Genomic DNA, 15,724 nt, shown 5'->3' with positions numbered 1-15,724 from the left:
TATCTGTTGTCTCGCAGGACATTCTATAGCCCCTTGTTGAAACGGAGGAGGGTGACTCGGGGCTCGATCGCGGCTGAGCTGAGCACCTTCTCGGAGAATTCGGGTGCGATCAGGACTCCTCGCACCTTGTCCGCGGGGACACCGCTCGATTGCAGGTTTCCCATGTAGGAGGTGAGTTGCGTGTAGTCCCCGCGTCGTGCTTCAACGATCTTCAGTTCGATCGCGATGTGCTCGCCCGACCTTCCCCTCGCGAGCAGGTCGACCCGGTCGCTGGTGCCTTCGCTGAGGCGCTTCTGTTTCCCGACAAGGTAGATGGGGCGGTCGAAGCCGAAGTCGATGGTCTCCCATTTGGACCACAGGAAGTCCTCCAGGTCCTTCTCCTTCCACCGATCCGGGACGGTGAGAAACCCCTTGGACGGGTGTTGAACGCGCTCCAGCGTCCACGGGGCTCCCCGCTGTGCGCTCGGCCGTGGCGTGCCTGAGATCATGTCGAGGAGGCTGGGTCCATTGTCGATGTCCTCGTCGTCTTCCTCGGCGTCCTCCGGGTCGAATTCGTCTTCCGGTTCCGGGAGTTCATCCTCCTCATCGTCGATCACCATCTGCGTCTCGTCGTAGTATTCGCAGACGATCGCCCTCAAGGTTTCCTGATCGACAAGCGACCCTTCTAGGGACTCGTCGAACAGCAGCCTCGCGAGCTTCGAGTCATCCGCTCGGGGCACGATGTGTCGACCACCGACATCGGCCTTGATCAGGCTCAATACGCGTGTCCCTCCCTTCTTGATGATCAGTTGCGCAACGGCCTTGGCGGCCCCCTGCTCGTCGCGGTCCCGTATCAGCGCGTGCCACCATGCCGTTGGATCGTCGCTGTCGACGATCACACCAAATCCGCCAACCAGGTGAGCGCGAGTCAACGCGGGTGAATCCGGCATTGCCGCGAGGAGTTCGATGAAGTCGTGGTCGTTGACATCGTGGAAGAACATGGTGGAGACTCCGGTTCGTTGACGTTGGGACGGGTCGGCCTCGCGGGTGCGCGGCCATTCAATATTTCGAAGAGCTTTGGAAGGAAGTGATTCGTGCATGACACCGAGACGTCAAGACCGCTGCTGGCTCACCTCACCTGGCGGTTTCATCCGCCCATGGAAGTGCTCGCCTGCACGGTGCTCGAGTACATCCTCAACCACCATCTCGACTCGAGAGACGGGTTGAACGAACTGCTGGCGCGAATCGTCCCGGGCATGCGGTTGTCCGGCATGGACTTCGAAACCGAAGCCAGCGATCCGGAGTTGGGGCGCCTCGACGTGCTGCAGAGGGGAGACGACCGGGAAGGGCGGTTCGTCATCGAGGCCAAGTTCGATGCCGCGCTCATGCCCACGCAGCCCGTTGCCTACCTGGAGCAGATGCCGTCGGCTGGCGCCTCGGTGCTCATGTTCCTGGTTCCGACCCGGCGAGTGGAGGAGCTTTGGCCGCGGCTGCTCGGCCGGCTCGACAGGGAGGGACTCCCGTATACCGACCTCGAACATCCCCGCTGCGTCCGAATCGATGGGACGGAGAAGCACCTCTGCATCATCGACTGGACCACCTTGCTGGACAGCATGGAGGAGCCACTCGAGGGTGATGAGTTCGGTCGGGCGGACCTCCGGCAACTCCGAGGACTCGTGCGGTTCGCCGAGGCAAGGGAGAGCAAGGCCAGGTTTCCGGGGGAGGAGTTGGTAAATGCGGTGGTCAAGCTTGGGAAGGCCGCAGGCTGGCTTGCGACCAGGACCATGGCGGGTGGCAGCTACGGGATCGCGTCGCGCGGCTACGGCTACGGCCGATTCGCGCGCCTAGATCGCCTCTACAAGCTCGGTGTCTGGTTGGGGATCAACTCCAGCCTGCACGATAAGTTCGGCTCGACGCCGCTCTGGGTGTGCTGTACGGATTGGACCTACGCCGGCGGCCAAGGTTGGAACGCCGGCGTTAAGGCCGTACTTGAGGCTCGCATGGGCTCGAAACTCCACGAGGTCGGCAAGCAACTGTGGGTCCCGGTCATCCCGGAGGGAGGCGAGGAGCCCAACCGGTATGCGGCCGCGCTCGAACGCATCGTCGGGATCCTGGACGAGCTGGCGGAGCCCTGGCAGTCGGACGCCATCGTGCTTGAGGAGGTCAGCCGCCCGTACAAGGAGCGGGTGATGAACAACGTCCACCGTTCCGAGTACGTGGAGGCGATCGTCGCGCTCGCGCTCAAGGCCAGCGGCTGGACGCGCATGACGCCATGGGACTCGTGGGACCTCGAGCACGAATCGGGAGTCAGGCTCGAGGTCAAGCAGTCCGCGGCAGCCCAAGCTTGGAAGAGCCCCGAGCGACAGAGCCCCGCTCGATTCGATATCGCCCCCCGGACGGGGTACTGGGACGACAAGGAGGAATGCTGGGTCCCGAAGCCCGGGCGCCACGCGGACCTCTACGTGTTCGCCTGGCACGGAGCCGACGGGGACACGGCCGACCACTGCGACACCGGAAGTTGGGAGTTCTACGTCGTCGCCGAGCGCGACCTCCCCGAGCAGAAGTCGATCGGGATGAAGGTCCTTCAGGATCTGACGTCGCCGTGCGGCATCGACGCTCTCGCGGCGACTGTGGACGCGGTCGCCGGCTCTTGGGTGGGTGAGCGGCCCAGATTGGCCGCACGTGAGCAGACTGTCCAGTAACCGACTGCGCGAGGAGCCGGCCTGGGAAGCCGGCGGAAGGGCGTTCAACCGGAACGGCAACGGGAGCTTAGCGCGGACGGACCGCTTCGCCTGCCGCGAGGCGCCGCCGGCGCTGCCGGGGGTGGTTTTCTATGCTACTGCAGCGTATCGTTGCCTGAGCCCACCTCAGCAGGAGGGCCCCAGCGGCTAACGCAACCACGACGAATCTTCGGTTTCAAGAACTCTTGACTGCCGTTGCTGGAGTTTGGGTGGTCGTATCTGAGCACGGTTTGCCGATCCAGAAGAGGCGCTAGTACTCGAAACGCACAGCATCAGCCCAGGAATCCCGAATGACAGAAAAGGAAGCGAGCCATGGTCGAACGGAACAGCTCGTGACGTTCTAGTCAGTTCGGGTGAGTGTCTCGTGTCACAGCGGCTCACGTCCGCTCCAGCTCCCGCCGGCCCGGCAGCGCGGACGTCAAATCGCAAAACACAAGACACGGAGTTTCACAGAGCTTCAGCTAGGATCTGGCGTAACACCTCTATCGGCGGAAACCGGAACACCGGATCCCCCTATTCCTGACGAGAAAGCTGGGAAGGCAAGTCCGAATGAATACCGTTCCAAGGCACACATTCGTCAGTTTTCACAACGATGATGAGAAGTATAGAGATGTTTTCGTCGACATGATGAGCGGTGATATCGTGGATAAATCCGTGAGCGATGGCGACATAGACGACGAACGTCTTGCCACCGAGACGATTCGACAGAAAATCCGAGATGAGTTTATTCGAGATGCGACTGTCACCGTGGTTCTGGTCGGCGCATGTACATGGCAGCGCAAACACGTCGATTGGGAAATCGGTTCGGGCTTACGGGACACCAAGCTGAATTCGAGATGTGGCCTCCTAGGTATCCTACTGCCGACACACCCCGATTTTACCCGTCCGAGCTATCGAAGAGGGTTCCTGCCTCCTCGCTTGTGGGACAACTGTGTCGGCGCTGACGCTTATGCGAGCGTTTATGACTGGCAACGCAATTCTCAGAACATCCGGCGATGGATACATGCGGCATTTCAACGTCGGCGTGAAGTAGCGCCGGACAATTCGAGATCGCATTTTCGGTACAATAGGAGCGGTCCGTGTTCGACAGGCTGGTAGCCTTGAACGTCGCAGTTCAATCGCAGGCAGAGTTGTCGCGATTCGATCGATGACCCTAAGCCATAAATATACGATGTAGATAAGAGGCGATGTCGTGGATTGATGCACATTCATGGAATACCGAAGGAAAGGTTGATCAAATGAGTGTCAGATTCAACAGATTGGTTAGACCAGACGGAACACATACGACCTATCGGCCGATAGCAAATCGTGAACTGTTGTCGAAGAAGATAAGTGACAAGATGATATTTATGTCACACAAGACAGGAGATGAACAAGCAGCAGGCGTAGCATATTATATTTCAAAAAAACACGGCATACATGTGTATATGGCGGAGTGGGATGACAATGTTGAAGATGATTCAAGTGAACTGCCAGACTATATTATGGATGAGATCCGGAGGAGCGATGGGTTGTTGGTTCACGTGATTGCGGCAATTGCGCTGTCGATGTGGATCGGATATGAGATTGGCGGAGCGCATGCGTTAGAGAAGAAGCGGGCTAAGGTCATGTATCGGGAAATACACGGTTTGCCGTCGGTTGTCGGTGCCCTTGAACGGTTGGGGAATCGCGACGAGTTGGATCGATGGATCATCAGGAATGTGCTCTGAGTGACGGTAGATGGGCGAATTGAAGTCGGAGGTTGGAGTGCGAGAATCGGAACGGGAATTGTTATTTGAAACGTATAAACTCCACACGGAACTTGCGGAACGCGTCGCCTCGTTGAGGGAAGACGTGAATAAGCTGTATGTCAGTATGACGAGCGGCGTGATTGCGGCGTCCGTGCTGCTGCAGAAATTGGTGCAAGACGGCGAGGCGACTTGGGTCCTCCCGGTGCTCGGCGTGACGGTGACGGTGTCGTGGATGTCATCCTTGCACTCAGTAACGGGTCGCCTGTCGGGGAAGCACCATGCACTCGTGGAGTTGGAGTCGAAGCTGGGGATCAACTTTTTTACGCGAGAGCGAGAGGAGTTTGAGAGGGGTCGGTTTCTGAAGAGGAAACACACGGCTCTGGTGCTGCCGGGAACGTTTTTCCTCGTGTGTGTCGGTTGGCTCGTGGTTATGATCTTGTGATCAAAGGGGGGTTGAGTGCTATGGGAGACTGGTGCTTGGGGGACGGCCGCGCGTCGGGCTACCGGTCGCCCGCGTGTCGTCGACTTCTTCCGGTTTCGCTGGTTTCTCCGTAGCAGGCGTTGGCCGCGGTGTCCTAAGGACTCTGTCCTTTGGACCGGGGAAAGCAACGGCTGCTACGAATTTGTGCGTCGCATGGAGCGAGATAGGTCATACCGACAGCGGGCACGATCCGCGAAGGTGACATCGACTAGATACTTCAACTTTTCAGGCCTATCAGCAATCCTCTCCCATGGTACGACGGATATTTTAACCTCGGGCTTCAGCAGATTGTCGACGATCCGTGCCGGCATGTATGGATATCGACGTTCGTATTCGGCTCGGGTATCGACGGTGATCCACCCTTGGATGTCGGGGTAGACCAGTGCCCGTTCCTGGCGTCGTGGGGCCGTAAGATGTGGGGAAATGCCAGGCAGATTCACGACTAGAATGCCGGATTTCTTGTTGATCGTGCCATCGAACATGCTGGAATAGATCTCCCAGTCGATATGCTTCCGGCGTTTCGTGTCTTTGCCGACCAGCACGATCGTCACGGTCGAGTCCCTCAAGTACTCATCCCTGATGATCTCTCGGATGCGCTCATCGGGAAGGGAATCATCGATGTCCCCGGTATCGACGGATTTGTCAACGAATAGTTCATGCTGGCGAGCCATCTTGACGAGGGCGTTCCTGTAATCCTGGTCGTTGTAGTGGTGGTAGCTGATGAACACTTTGTGCACAGGTGTTGCCTCCGATTTTGTGTTTACTGCTGCCGTTCCTTGCGCAATCGATGCAGCCGGCGAAGAACCAACATGACAGCTTGTCCGATGAACGGAGTACTCGCCAGCACTTCGTTTTTCCTTACGCAACAGCCCGTTGTTCAGGTCTCGACCAGTCCACGCCTCCAAGGCTTGAAGGGCGTTGAAGGGTTGGTCCACGTGCACAAAGCGCTGAGCTCACGGTGTAATGACGAGCGGCGCCGGCTCCGAAGGGCCGGCGTCGCTCGTGAGGACAACGTCCACCGTTCCCTCCGCCGCGCGGAGACCTGATTTCAGTTCGAAGCCTAGGTTGCCGCTCGGTAGCCGCTCGAACTCCGTCTCTTCTCCTCCCACGGCGAGCGTCACGTCGCGAGACGGATTGTCCACGACGATCTCGACCGGGACTGGGTCCGTCCCAACCGGCACCCTGGAGGGAATCAACGAAGTGATTCTGGGAGCGGCAACGCTTGAGTCTTCGCGCAGCGGATCGGCGTCCCCGGCTCCATCCCGCGGTGGGAAGATCGCATCAAAAACCTCCTTGAGCTTGACCGTCGCCCCGTGCGTGAAGAGACCAACCAGAGCGGCGAAGGCGGCTACCGTGTAGTGGTTCATATCGATTGGCGCCGCCCCCCCTGCAGTGCCGATGCCGGCACGCATGACGACGTAGAAGACGGCAGCCAGCCCGGCTCCAAGAAAGGGGCGGACGATGTACCAAGGCAGCCAACTCACGACGAGTTGCCGATTGCCCGCGTAGCGTACGAACGAAGATCCGGCGTGCAGGAGACTGCCTAGCGCGCCGAACCAAAGCGCAATGACCAAAAGGCGAAAATCCCAAGGCGCACCGATGGTATCGATGCTCCACAAGAACACGTACGTCTGGATGGTGTCGCCCGCCTCGGTGGCTTCGCGAATCAGCGCGAGCGCCTCCCGGGCAACGCGCACCTCGAGTGAGTCGATCTCCGCAGGCGTAACGGTGCTTAGCGTATCCACTAACCGGACATCAACGGAGGCGGGCGGGGACATCGGCCAAGCCCCGATGATATTCGCGAGCACCACGAGTCCCATAGCGAGGAAGAGTAGCGCCGTGAAGATCGTGCCCAACTTCGTAACGTACCGCTTAGGCGGGCGCTGACTCCGGATGAACCAACCCATGACGACCTCCAGTGCGTATTTGAGCGCCTCGCGCCGGCCCTCGCGCGCACCAGGGTGCCTGCCGGCGTTCGACGATGAGCGGTTGGAGTTAGACATGGGCGCGAGGGGATTAGTGGTTGCCTACGGGTATGAACATGACACGCAGCGTTGCTTCGGTGCAATCACCCGACATCGTGGAGAGGACGCAAAGGAGGAACTTGTTTGCTCGGCGGCTGCTTCCTCGACTTGGTAATCCGTCGCCTAATCGAGACCACCCGGCCAGTGGTCGCCGGAAGGCAAAGGAACGCCTCGGCTTGATTTGCGCTCCACGGAAACTGACATAGCGACCAACGCCACGAAACCCGCAACAGGCGAGAACAAAGACCTCGATCACACATACTTATGAAGCACACACGTTGCCTCCGCGGATGTAAGCGGACCCGTACGAAACTCGCCAGATCGACGAAGAACAGTGGTTTGAAACTGTACCATTATGTATGGTGGCAAGGGTACGGTACACGTACCTTCTCGCGTCGCCTCCGTTGGCCATGAACGATCACCGTCTTTCCAGTATCGGCACGTTCGACACGACTTCTCGTTGGGGTCTCGCTTACCATAGCGACTCTGCACTACAGCCATCTCATCATCTCCTTATTCACGTTTCTCGGGCGCAGATGGCAGCGTCGAGGATCCGGATGATCTCCTCTAGCTGGTCGTGCTCCCTGGTCTCCGGGTTGCCGTGTCGTTGCCTCTACCGTCGGTCGGATCGATGATTCAAGCTACTCAGGTCAGGGTAGGAAGATGCCAGCGTCCGGGTGCATCGGTAAAGCACACATCGCCGGGGTTGGCCTCCCCTCTGGGACCCGGAGCAGACGTCACAACCGGACAAGTCACGATCCGACGAGCGCAGCCATTGCGCTATCTTGGGCGTGGTTTTCCGCTTCGAGCATGGGGACTGCGCGGCGGTTCTCGGTCGCGAAAGCCGCTTGTCGGAAGAGAAGCTGCGTTTGGGAGCGGAGGCGTACTCCTGAAGCTCCAGCTCGGCCCAACCTCCGCCGGTGGCTCGCGAACCCACGTTTTGGTATCTTTCGAAGACCGTGAACGATGACCTATTCCAGGTGACCGGGGCGGCGTTCTCATCCGTCGCTCGGGTTTCGCTGAGGCTCCTGATGATGTCTCCAAAGTCTCCCTTCCTGCTGCATGTCGTCTGGCACCCTGGTCTCACGGACGGTGCGGCCATCGCGGAGCATCTTCGGGAGCACTTTGGCGGAGACCGGTTCCAGAATCTGGTAGGAGGTGCGGGCGTTCCCGTGCTATTCCGCAACGAGAGCCAGGTGGCGCACGGGGTCCCGATACCTGTCCAGTGGGATGATGCGGATGTGGTTGCTGCGGTCGTTCTCGTTGATCATTCGCTGGCTGGCGACGCAAAATGGGTGGAATACCTTCACGAACTTGCGAACCAAGCCGAAGCGAGAGGCCTAAGCAAGCGGGTGTTCCCTGTAGCGATGGAGACCGGGGTCTTCGGGATTGGTCTGCAGCTACAGGCTCTCCGCTGGTACACGTGGGACGGAGACACCTCGGAACGCCAGCAGCGTCTCCACCGCGATCTCAGCCATGAATTCAGCCGCATGATGCGTCACCATCTCGAACAGGAGCTTCGGAATGGCCCAGAAGGACCAATCGGGGCCTACTTGCAAAAAGCCAAGGTCTTCCTGAGTCATTCCAAGCGTGACGGCGCATCTGTGGCTAGCGCCATCCGGGACTGGATTCACCAGAATACCGCTTTGGACAGCTTCATGGACGTGTACGATATCCCACCCGGCCTGTCCTTCGAGGCGGTGATAGACGAATCCATCGAGACGGGCGTGTTGGTAGCGATTCACACGGACTCCTACTCCTCCCGCGAATGGTGTCGGCGCGAGGTGATCGCGGCAAAACGGCGCCATCTGCCAATGGTGGTCGTGGACTGTCTTCACTCGATTGACGAGCGGGCGTTTCCCTACCTCGGCAACGTCCCCGTGATCCGAATGAACCCATGCAACAGGGGTCGCATCGAGCGGGTCATCGGTGTCCTCTTGGACGAGGTGTTCAAGGATTACCTGTGGCGCTGTCGAACAGTAGGGCTGAGGGCCGTCGACCCGGGAGTATCGTTCTTGTCGCGGCCGCCCGAGCTACTCGCGCTTGCCACCCTCCCAGCATCTGGCGAGGATGGCACGCAGGACATCGTGTATCCGGACCCTCCGCTCGGCGTGGAAGAGAGGGACTTGTTCACAGCCATCGCGGGGTCGGTGCGGCTACGAGCACTTAGTGAATGGCTGCGGCTAAATTGAGTACGATGAGCACGGGGAATCTCTCGCACAGCACGATCGCCGTCTCGATCTCCGAAAGCCCCGACATGGGGACCTACGGACTGAGTTTGGGACATCTTCGTGAGGCGCTAGCGGATTTCGCGATTCATCTACTCGCTTCTGGAGACGATCTTGCCTACGGCGGCGACCTCCGCGCGCACGGGTTCACCGAACTGCTGTTTGACTTGGTAGCACGCTATCGCCGGCCAGCTGAGGTCAACGTTCGGCCTCCCGTCACCAACTACCTGGCCTGGCCCGTCCATATCAGCATGACAGCTGCGAGCCTGTTCGGCTTCGAAGCACACCTCCGCGGCTCGGCAAAGCTCACCTTACTTGCACGAGACGGATCGCGCCTCACGATGGAAGAGCGGCAATCGCTGAAGCGCCATGCGCCCAGCGAGAGCGAGTGGGCTGAAGGCTTGACCAGAATGCGGGAGGTTATGCGGGCGGAGTCAGACGCTCGAGTTGTACTCGGCGGACGGGTTGAGGGCTACAAGGGACGGATGCCCGGAATCGCCGAAGAAGCCCTGCTGTCTCTGCAGTCCGGGCAAGCGGTGTTCCTAGTCGGTGGGTTTGGCGGGTGTACACGTGACATCGCTGAGACCTTGCGGCTCGTTGAACCGCGGGCAGGGTCCGACCCAGGATGGCCGGGCCGGCAGGCTTTTGAGCGGTGGGGAGTCCGAGACCTACACAATGGATTATCGGACAAGGAGAACCGCCTGCTGGCACACACACCCTATGTTCAGGACGCGGTGGATCTGGTACTTCGCGGAATCGGTCGCTTGCGGGACGACCCGGCGCACAAGCAGCACACCGAGATTCTACACGAGACGGAGGAAGGACCTCCAATTCGATGAGCCGCTCAGACGACCGTCGAGCACAGGTCAGCACGACGATGCCAGAAGCATCCGACACGGGTCCGTTCTGACGATAGCAGAAAGGAAGGAAGACGAATGACTGACCCAGTTCGATTGGCCGGTGCGGAGCTATTCCCTGATCGCGTAGTTGTTCGATTGGACGTAGGTGCTGCGATGTATGCTGCTGACGAGGAAGCGAAACGGCTCAACGGCAATTGGAAAACCGATCCGGCGGCGAAGGAGCATCCCGTCAGTAGATTCGTGGAGTTGGTATTCAAGAGGCTGGCGCACGGGGATGACCATCCGATGGTGGTAGAAGGGTTTCGTGGCGATTCTCCGAGCAGAATCAGTGACGCAGTGTTGTTGGCCCTAGCGGAAAATGCGGTGGCCAAGCGCTGCGTGAGCGAAGATGGGCAAAGACGTTGAAGAGCGAACAAGCCGAAGTATGACAATGACAAGTGGCACGAAGAACGCATTCCCGACGGAACGGAGAAAGTGGCTCGTGCGCTGCTAAGCGTTGATGCCGCGTGCGTGAGGCGATTGAGGCCGAGTCGTCAGAGGAAGAATCGACGAGTGATACAACCTCCGCTTCATGAGGGAGCGGGGCGTTGGCACTCAGGTATGTAAACCCCAAAGGTAATCATCCATGCACAAGGTGTTCATCAGCTATCATCACGACAACGATCAGTGGTACAAGAACGAACTAATAAGAATAGGAAAGCAAAACACGACATTCATTGACAGGTCTGTCGACACAGGTGACATATCGGAGTCGCTCAGTGACGAAGCGATACGGCGAAAGATCAGGGATGAGTATCTGAGGGACTCCACCGTAACGATTGTACTGGTGGGCACTGAAACCAAGCATAGGAAGCATATCGACTGGGAGATCTACTCCAGTATGTACGATGGACCGGTCAACAAGAAATCGGCGGTCCTTGCCATCTGCCTGCCGTCAACGAAGTGCGGTCTTGTTCATGCTCCGCACGGAGATCGTGAGAAGGGACTCTTCCCGGATATTACGAACTGGGGTCCGATCAATAGCAGGGAAGAATACGAAGATCGGTATCCGTACATGCCAGCGCGGATCATCGACAACCTTGTTGGGTCACGTGGTAAGATCTCTGTCGTACCGTGGACTCGAGTTGACGATGACGCGGCCATGCTGGAAGCTCTGATTGATGTGGCGTTCCAGGGCCGAAGGCAATGCGAGTATGATTTGAGTGCTCCGATGAGGCGGCGAAACTCGTAGGGCAATTCCCTCAACGACTACAATAAAATGGGGACGTTCCTGGACTCGTGATGTGATTGCCGGCACGCTGGGTCAGGCGGTGGCTGCGTTGGGCTCGGGCGTGCCGGGGATACAGGTGAGAGGTTATGCATAAGGTCTTCATCAGCTATCATCATGCTAAAGATCGGGAGTACAAGGACAGGCTGTCGGCATTCGGAAAGAGGCATTCGATCTTCATCGATAGATCCGTCGACACGGGAGCGATCGCGGAGTCGCTGGTGCCGGACCAGATACGGTCCAGAATCCGGGATCACTACCTAAGGGACTCGACCGTCACCATCGTCCTGGTCGGAACGGAGACAAAGCGACGGAAGCACGTAGACTGGGAAATCTACTCGAGCATGTACGACGGGCGGATCAACAAGAAGTCGGGAATCCTCGTGATCAACCTGCCGTCGACCGGGTCTGGGTGCATCCACGCGCCACGCGGGAGAGAAGAGGAGCGACTCTATCGTGCAGAACACCTCTGTGCGCCAATCCGATTCAGGGCCGCCTACGAGCGGCGGTATCCCTACCTGCCGGCGCGGCTGATCGACAACCTGACCGCACCAAGGGCGATGGTTTCGGTGGTTCCTTGGAACAGGATCAGCAACGCGAAGAGGAGGCTAGAATCGCTGATTGAGTTCGCTTTTCGGGACCGCAGGGTCTGCCGATACAGTCTGAGACGGCCAATGAGGCAGAGGAACTCGTGAGCGCGAGCTGGATCGAGTTTCCGATGGTCTACGGTTCTCCGGTGCGTTACGATGCTCCACGCCCACCGGGTTTTTCGGAGCGTACAAGGCCGGGTATCACCTGACACCCGGCCTCGGCGAGGCCGGCGGGTCTAACGTCGGTCCGTCGCTCGCGGGCTGTGCTTTGCAGGGGAGGGAAGACCCTTCCCCGCAGGCCTTCCGCGACGAGGTGATGTTCGCCCCCCCTCGTCAGGGAGGCTCTTGCCGTAGGTGCATCCGCTGCCGTACCTGCATCTGCCGGTGGATCCTCCTGAATGGTTGATGGCTGAGACCCGCCAATTTGGAAGCACTCCCCCGCGGATGCGAAGGTAGGGACAAGACGACACATGACGAACGACGATCTGGGCTGGATCACGAACTACATCTGGGGGATCGCGGACGACGTGCTCCGCGACGTCTACGTCCGTGGCAAGTATCGCGACGTCATCCTTCCCATGACCGTGCTACGGCGGCTCGACGCCGTGCTCGAACCCACCAAGAAGGCCGTCCTGGACATGAAGGACAGCCTGGACGAGATCGGGATTGCCGACCAGAAGGTGGCGCTCCGCCAGGCCGCCGGCCAGGCGTTCTACAACACGTCGAAGTTCACCCTTCACGACCTCCGAGCTCGGGCCAACCGGCAGCAGCTCCGAGCCGACTTCGAGGACTACCTCGACGGGTTCTCACCCTCCGTGCAAGACATCCTCGAGAACTTCGAGTTCCGGAATCAGATCCCGAGGCTCTCCAGGGCCGACGCCCTGGGTACGCTCATCGAGAAGCTCACCTCGCCGGAGATCAACCTGAGTCCGGAGCCCGTCATGAACACCGACGGCACGGTCCGGCATCCGGGGCTCGACAACCACGGCATGGGGACGATCTTCGAGGAGTTGATCCGGCGCTTCAACGAGGAGAACAACGAGGAGGCGGGCGAGCACTTCACGCCGCGCGACGCCGTGCAGCTCATGGCGAAGCTCGTCTTCCTGCCGATCGCCGATGAGATCGACGACGGCACCTACCTGCTCTACGACGGCGCCTGCGGAACCGGCGGCATGCTGACCGTGGGCGAGGACGTGCTGCAGCAGCTCGCGGAGGAGCGGCGCAAGCACGTGTCCACGCACCTCTTCGGCCAGGAGATCAACGCTGAGACCTACGCCATCTGCAAGGCCGACCCTCCTGCTGAAGTGGGAGGGAGAGGCGCGGCCAAAACATTACCGGCAGCTCGGAGCACTCCAACTTTCTGGAGGTCGCCGGCCACCAGAGTTGGCGGCCCAAGAGGGACCCATCTTGCCCTTAGTCCTCGCCCATACTGGTCGGTGCGTTCTTCGTTGCTCGCGGCCACGTGCCGCTCTTCGGCCCACTCCAGCGCGCTGATACGTCGAACTCGAACAGCTCCTTCTTCGAATTCCTTTTTCTGATGATCTGGTACTTTATGTCTTCGAAACCCAACTGCTCGAGCATAGCGGCATAGATCCGCTCAACCGGGAGAAGCACTCCGTAGAACGTCGAATTGCCTACGATATAGTGCAGCTCGCCGCCATCGGACAGCACCGTGATCAGTGAATTAAAGTGCTTCCACAAATCCTCAAAATATCTCGCAACGTAGTTTGCCAGAATCTTCCCGTTCTTGTTGGCGCTGTGTGCTATCCCGCTGAGGGCTACCTCAAGCAACGGAGGCACAAGTGATTCGGTCGACCGCTCCCAATCTGTTAACCGACTGGTTGCCACGCCCCATGTGCCGCCGATTGCTGACCAGTCCAGTTCTCCCGCGTCACGACCACAATCAAGGAATCCGAGCCAGTACATATACGGACGCAACTCACGGATATACGACATCCGATTCGCATAGGGTGGAGATGTGATCACCAAATCAAATGGATCGGCCACAGCGTCGGAGAGACATCTCGCGTCCCCAAACGATACACTTGCCACACCTCGCGGATTCGCTTCCGCGCCCCGCAAAACAAAGCGTGTATCTTCGGCGAAAACTCCGGATACGTCGACATCGAACGGGATGGTTAGCTGTCGATCCTCCTTGTAGGACATGGATTGGTGATTGAAAGCAGCGTTGGAGAGTTTGATCAGCGTCCTGCAGAACGCCACCATGAGCAGATCTCTCTCTGCTGAATCCTCCTCGCTCTCTCTTTCGATGCCGCCTTTCAGCGCGCACAGAAACTGGAGAGCGTCGGAGCACCACCATCTTGTGATGTTATGGATCGGGGGCGGTTTCACGGGCTCAACGGTGCCTCGTTTCACTGCCTCAAGCACGTGAGCGCATGCGCGGCGCGTCGACGCTATCGTGGCATCGGAGTAATGGGCAGTCTTAACCTGACCAAACCAGACAAGAAATGGATTTATGTCCGTTGTGACCCCCTCATGCCCGTGGTAGGCGGCACATAGCGCTGTCGTGGCAGTGCCACAAAACGGATCCAACACACGCAGGGGATCATCGAGTCGGGCGATCAATTCCTCGACCACCTTGACCGAGTACGCCGGAGTCAACCGTAGCCAGCCGTGTCGGCCGGATGTCATATTGAACTTGTACGTTAGATCCGCCCTCTGGCGTATTCGGCCCTTAGTAACAACGCTCATGGAGTCTCCGGAGCCAAGAGAGATTTCAGAATCGTGTCGATCTCCGTACGGAGCGTTGTACTGTTCCGTTCAAAAAATGCTGCCAAGTCATACCCGACGACATCACGCATAAAGTCATACGTGGAGACAAGAGGGTTAGCCTCACCTACAATGCCGGTCAACACAGACCACTTCGCAGTGCGATACCGCAAGAGTACGTCGCCATCGATTTGATCGGAGAGGATTACGGCACAGGGCAAATACCCCTTGGTGTAGGCCGTCGCAGCGTTCGCAATGTCGGCATTCTGCCGCTTTGAATCCTTGCTCTTGTAGCCTTGCCGGACTTCAAAAACAGTTCCAGTCAAACTCCGGAACACCCTCGGATCGACATCTAGTAACGCGGCAGATTGCCTCATCCACTCATGGAAGCGGTCGCGTTTGCCCTCTTGCCCTATCCTCTCAAGCGGAACTCGCGCGTCCAGATGAAGTGTTCGCTGCCGCCCATTCGGCAAGGCAATCTGATATGACCACGTTACATCTTCATCGGCAAGCTCTAGCGAATCCTGCACGACCCGCCGAAACAACTTTTCGCAACCAATCCCGATCTGCCGGTACACGCTGGTCATGCCGCCGGCCGCCTTGTGGGCGGCGTACATCAAGGGATTGTCGAGGCCGAACCAACTGTAGAACGCATCTGTTTGATACAGCTCTTGGAATCCCTCAACTGTCAGACCGCCGCCCCTCGCCCCCTGCCCGAACTTAGGCTTGTAACGGGCGCAGACCCTGATCGCGTCCAACACGATCTGCAAATGGGTCTCATCCATGTGGCTCATATCCGTTCTCTCTGGTCGGTCGCGAACAGCGGCCATTGCTCAGCCACGTATTTTTCTGCGGCGTCACGTACCACCCACGCCACCGACACCTTTTTTTCGCGTGCGATCCCTTTCAGGATCTTGTACAGCTCCGGTGGAAAGCTCACCGATGTACGATGTGACGCGGCCGTTCTTCGCGTGCTCTGTTTTCTTATGGCGTCCATGGAGTAGCCCTCCGGTCAGCAGGTGCACCATGATACACCAGAGTGGTGCGCCCGTCTAGGAGGAAACCAGGAGTAGCGGGCTGAGCGATCCTGGCTT

15 protein-coding genes and 1 pseudogene are annotated in these 15,724 nt (G+C 58.8%); 10 read left to right on the top strand and 6 right to left on the bottom strand.

The features are described 5' to 3' along the window. Positions 1-23 precede the first annotated feature (23 nt). Positions 24-980, bottom strand: coding sequence for an endonuclease NucS domain-containing protein (locus tag ACOGI9_RS08045; protein ID WP_419856634.1), 957 nt, complete (start codon positions 978-980; stop codon positions 24-26). A 156-nt stretch (positions 981-1,136) separates the two neighbouring features. Between ACOGI9_RS08045 and ACOGI9_RS08040 the strand changes: the two genes are divergently transcribed. The 4 genes from ACOGI9_RS08040 to ACOGI9_RS08025 all read left to right on the top strand — a co-directional run bounded on the left by ACOGI9_RS08040 (position 1,137) and on the right by ACOGI9_RS08025 (position 4,892). After that, positions 1,137-2,681, top strand: a complete 1,545-nt coding sequence (locus ACOGI9_RS08040) for a hypothetical protein (protein ID WP_419856633.1) — start codon at positions 1,137-1,139, stop codon at positions 2,679-2,681. Positions 2,682-3,269: 588 nt separating this feature from the next. Beyond that, positions 3,270-3,818: a TIR domain-containing protein gene (locus ACOGI9_RS08035; RefSeq protein WP_419856632.1), complete on the top strand. Its 549-nt coding sequence runs from the start codon at positions 3,270-3,272 to the stop codon at positions 3,816-3,818. A gap of 89 nt (positions 3,819-3,907) precedes the next feature. After that, positions 3,908-4,429, top strand: coding sequence for a hypothetical protein (locus tag ACOGI9_RS08030; protein ID WP_419856631.1), 522 nt, complete (start codon positions 3,908-3,910; stop codon positions 4,427-4,429). 10 nt (positions 4,430-4,439) lie between these two features. Further along, the gene (locus ACOGI9_RS08025) at positions 4,440-4,892 is read left to right on the top strand and encodes a RipA family octameric membrane protein (RefSeq protein WP_419856630.1); all 453 of its coding nucleotides are present in this window, start codon (positions 4,440-4,442) and stop codon (positions 4,890-4,892) included. Between the two features lie 173 nt (positions 4,893-5,065). On the opposite strand, the gene ACOGI9_RS08020 is transcribed toward ACOGI9_RS08025, so the two are convergent. Together ACOGI9_RS08020 and ACOGI9_RS08015 are read right to left on the bottom strand one after the other, a co-directional pair. Further along, complete coding sequence (locus ACOGI9_RS08020; protein ID WP_419856629.1) at positions 5,066-5,659, bottom strand: TIR domain-containing protein; 594 nt, start codon at positions 5,657-5,659, stop codon at positions 5,066-5,068. A 225-nt stretch (positions 5,660-5,884) separates the two neighbouring features. Beyond that, the gene (locus tag ACOGI9_RS08015) at positions 5,885-6,838 is read right to left on the bottom strand and encodes a hypothetical protein (RefSeq protein WP_419856628.1); all 954 of its coding nucleotides are present in this window, start codon (positions 6,836-6,838) and stop codon (positions 5,885-5,887) included. Between the two features lie 1,076 nt (positions 6,839-7,914). Here ACOGI9_RS08015 and ACOGI9_RS08010 point away from each other — a divergent pair. The 6 genes and pseudogenes from ACOGI9_RS08010 to ACOGI9_RS07985 all read left to right on the top strand — a co-directional run. Continuing rightward, positions 7,915-9,147 (top strand): toll/interleukin-1 receptor domain-containing protein, encoded by a 1,233-nt coding sequence (locus tag ACOGI9_RS08010; RefSeq protein WP_419856627.1) that lies wholly within the window; start codon positions 7,915-7,917, stop codon positions 9,145-9,147. A gap of 5 nt (positions 9,148-9,152) precedes the next feature. Then, positions 9,153-10,022 carry a hypothetical protein gene (locus ACOGI9_RS08005; protein WP_419856626.1) on the top strand — a complete coding sequence of 290 codons (870 nt, stop codon included), beginning with the start codon at positions 9,153-9,155 and terminating at the stop codon, positions 10,020-10,022. A 96-nt stretch (positions 10,023-10,118) separates the two neighbouring features. Continuing rightward, the gene (locus ACOGI9_RS08000) at positions 10,119-10,448 is read left to right on the top strand and encodes a hypothetical protein (RefSeq protein WP_419856625.1); all 330 of its coding nucleotides are present in this window, start codon (positions 10,119-10,121) and stop codon (positions 10,446-10,448) included. Positions 10,449-10,668: 220 nt separating this feature from the next. Continuing rightward, positions 10,669-11,274 carry a TIR domain-containing protein gene (locus ACOGI9_RS07995; RefSeq protein WP_419856624.1) on the top strand — a complete coding sequence of 202 codons (606 nt, stop codon included), beginning with the start codon at positions 10,669-10,671 and terminating at the stop codon, positions 11,272-11,274. Positions 11,275-11,399: 125 nt separating this feature from the next. Next, a complete protein-coding gene (locus ACOGI9_RS07990) occupies positions 11,400-12,005 on the top strand; it encodes a TIR domain-containing protein (protein WP_419856623.1) in 606 nt (201 codons plus the stop codon). Positions 12,006-12,370: 365 nt separating this feature from the next. Then, positions 12,371-13,254, top strand: a pseudogene (locus ACOGI9_RS07985) (type I restriction-modification system subunit M); the annotation flags it as partial. 59 nt (positions 13,255-13,313) lie between these two features. Here the strand turns inward: ACOGI9_RS07985 and ACOGI9_RS07980 are convergent. From ACOGI9_RS07980 to ACOGI9_RS07970, 3 genes are read right to left on the bottom strand one after another with little or no spacing between them, the layout of a single operon-like run. Next, positions 13,314-14,612, bottom strand: a complete 1,299-nt coding sequence (locus ACOGI9_RS07980; RefSeq protein WP_419856622.1) for a DNA methyltransferase — start codon at positions 14,610-14,612, stop codon at positions 13,314-13,316. Next, on the bottom strand, positions 14,609-15,424 hold the full coding sequence (locus ACOGI9_RS07975; protein ID WP_419856621.1) for a hypothetical protein: 816 nt from the start codon (positions 15,422-15,424) through the stop codon (positions 14,609-14,611). The genes ACOGI9_RS07980 and ACOGI9_RS07975 overlap by 4 nt, the downstream gene beginning before the upstream one ends. Then, positions 15,421-15,570 (bottom strand): CopG family transcriptional regulator, encoded by a 150-nt coding sequence (locus tag ACOGI9_RS07970; protein WP_419856620.1) that lies wholly within the window; start codon positions 15,568-15,570, stop codon positions 15,421-15,423. Before ACOGI9_RS07970 ends, ACOGI9_RS07975 begins: the two co-directional genes overlap by 4 nt. Positions 15,571-15,724 lie beyond the last annotated feature (154 nt).

Source organism: Candidatus Palauibacter irciniicola (assembly GCF_965208695.1).
Taxonomy (GTDB): Bacteria; Gemmatimonadota; Gemmatimonadetes; order Palauibacterales; family Palauibacteraceae; genus Palauibacter; species Palauibacter irciniicola.
The sequence above is the reverse complement of the archived record's forward strand: the minus strand, read 5'-3'. Positions and strand labels throughout refer to the sequence as shown.

Bases quoted from the DNA above. Each gene is read 5' to 3' on its own strand.
- ACOGI9_RS08045 (WP_419856634.1), bottom strand. From the start codon at position 980: ATGTTCTTCCACGATGTCAACGACCACGACTTCATCGAACTCCTCGCG.
- ACOGI9_RS08030 (WP_419856631.1), top strand. From the start codon at position 3,908: ATGTCGTGGATTGATGCACATTCATGGAATACCGAAGGAAAGGTTGAT.
- ACOGI9_RS08040 (WP_419856633.1), top strand. From the start codon at position 1,137: ATGGAAGTGCTCGCCTGCACGGTGCTCGAGTACATCCTCAACCACCAT.
- ACOGI9_RS08015 (WP_419856628.1), bottom strand. From the start codon at position 6,838: ATGGGTTGGTTCATCCGGAGTCAGCGCCCGCCTAAGCGGTACGTTACG.
- ACOGI9_RS07995 (WP_419856624.1), top strand. From the start codon at position 10,669: ATGCACAAGGTGTTCATCAGCTATCATCACGACAACGATCAGTGGTAC.
- ACOGI9_RS07975 (WP_419856621.1), bottom strand. From the start codon at position 15,424: ATGAGCCACATGGATGAGACCCATTTGCAGATCGTGTTGGACGCGATC.
- ACOGI9_RS08005 (WP_419856626.1), top strand. From the start codon at position 9,153: ATGAGCACGGGGAATCTCTCGCACAGCACGATCGCCGTCTCGATCTCC.
- ACOGI9_RS08025 (WP_419856630.1), top strand. From the start codon at position 4,440: ATGGGCGAATTGAAGTCGGAGGTTGGAGTGCGAGAATCGGAACGGGAA.
- ACOGI9_RS07980 (WP_419856622.1), bottom strand. From the start codon at position 14,612: ATGAGCGTTGTTACTAAGGGCCGAATACGCCAGAGGGCGGATCTAACG.
- ACOGI9_RS08035 (WP_419856632.1), top strand. From the start codon at position 3,270: ATGAATACCGTTCCAAGGCACACATTCGTCAGTTTTCACAACGATGAT.
- ACOGI9_RS08000 (WP_419856625.1), top strand. From the start codon at position 10,119: ATGACTGACCCAGTTCGATTGGCCGGTGCGGAGCTATTCCCTGATCGC.
- ACOGI9_RS07990 (WP_419856623.1), top strand. From the start codon at position 11,400: ATGCATAAGGTCTTCATCAGCTATCATCATGCTAAAGATCGGGAGTAC.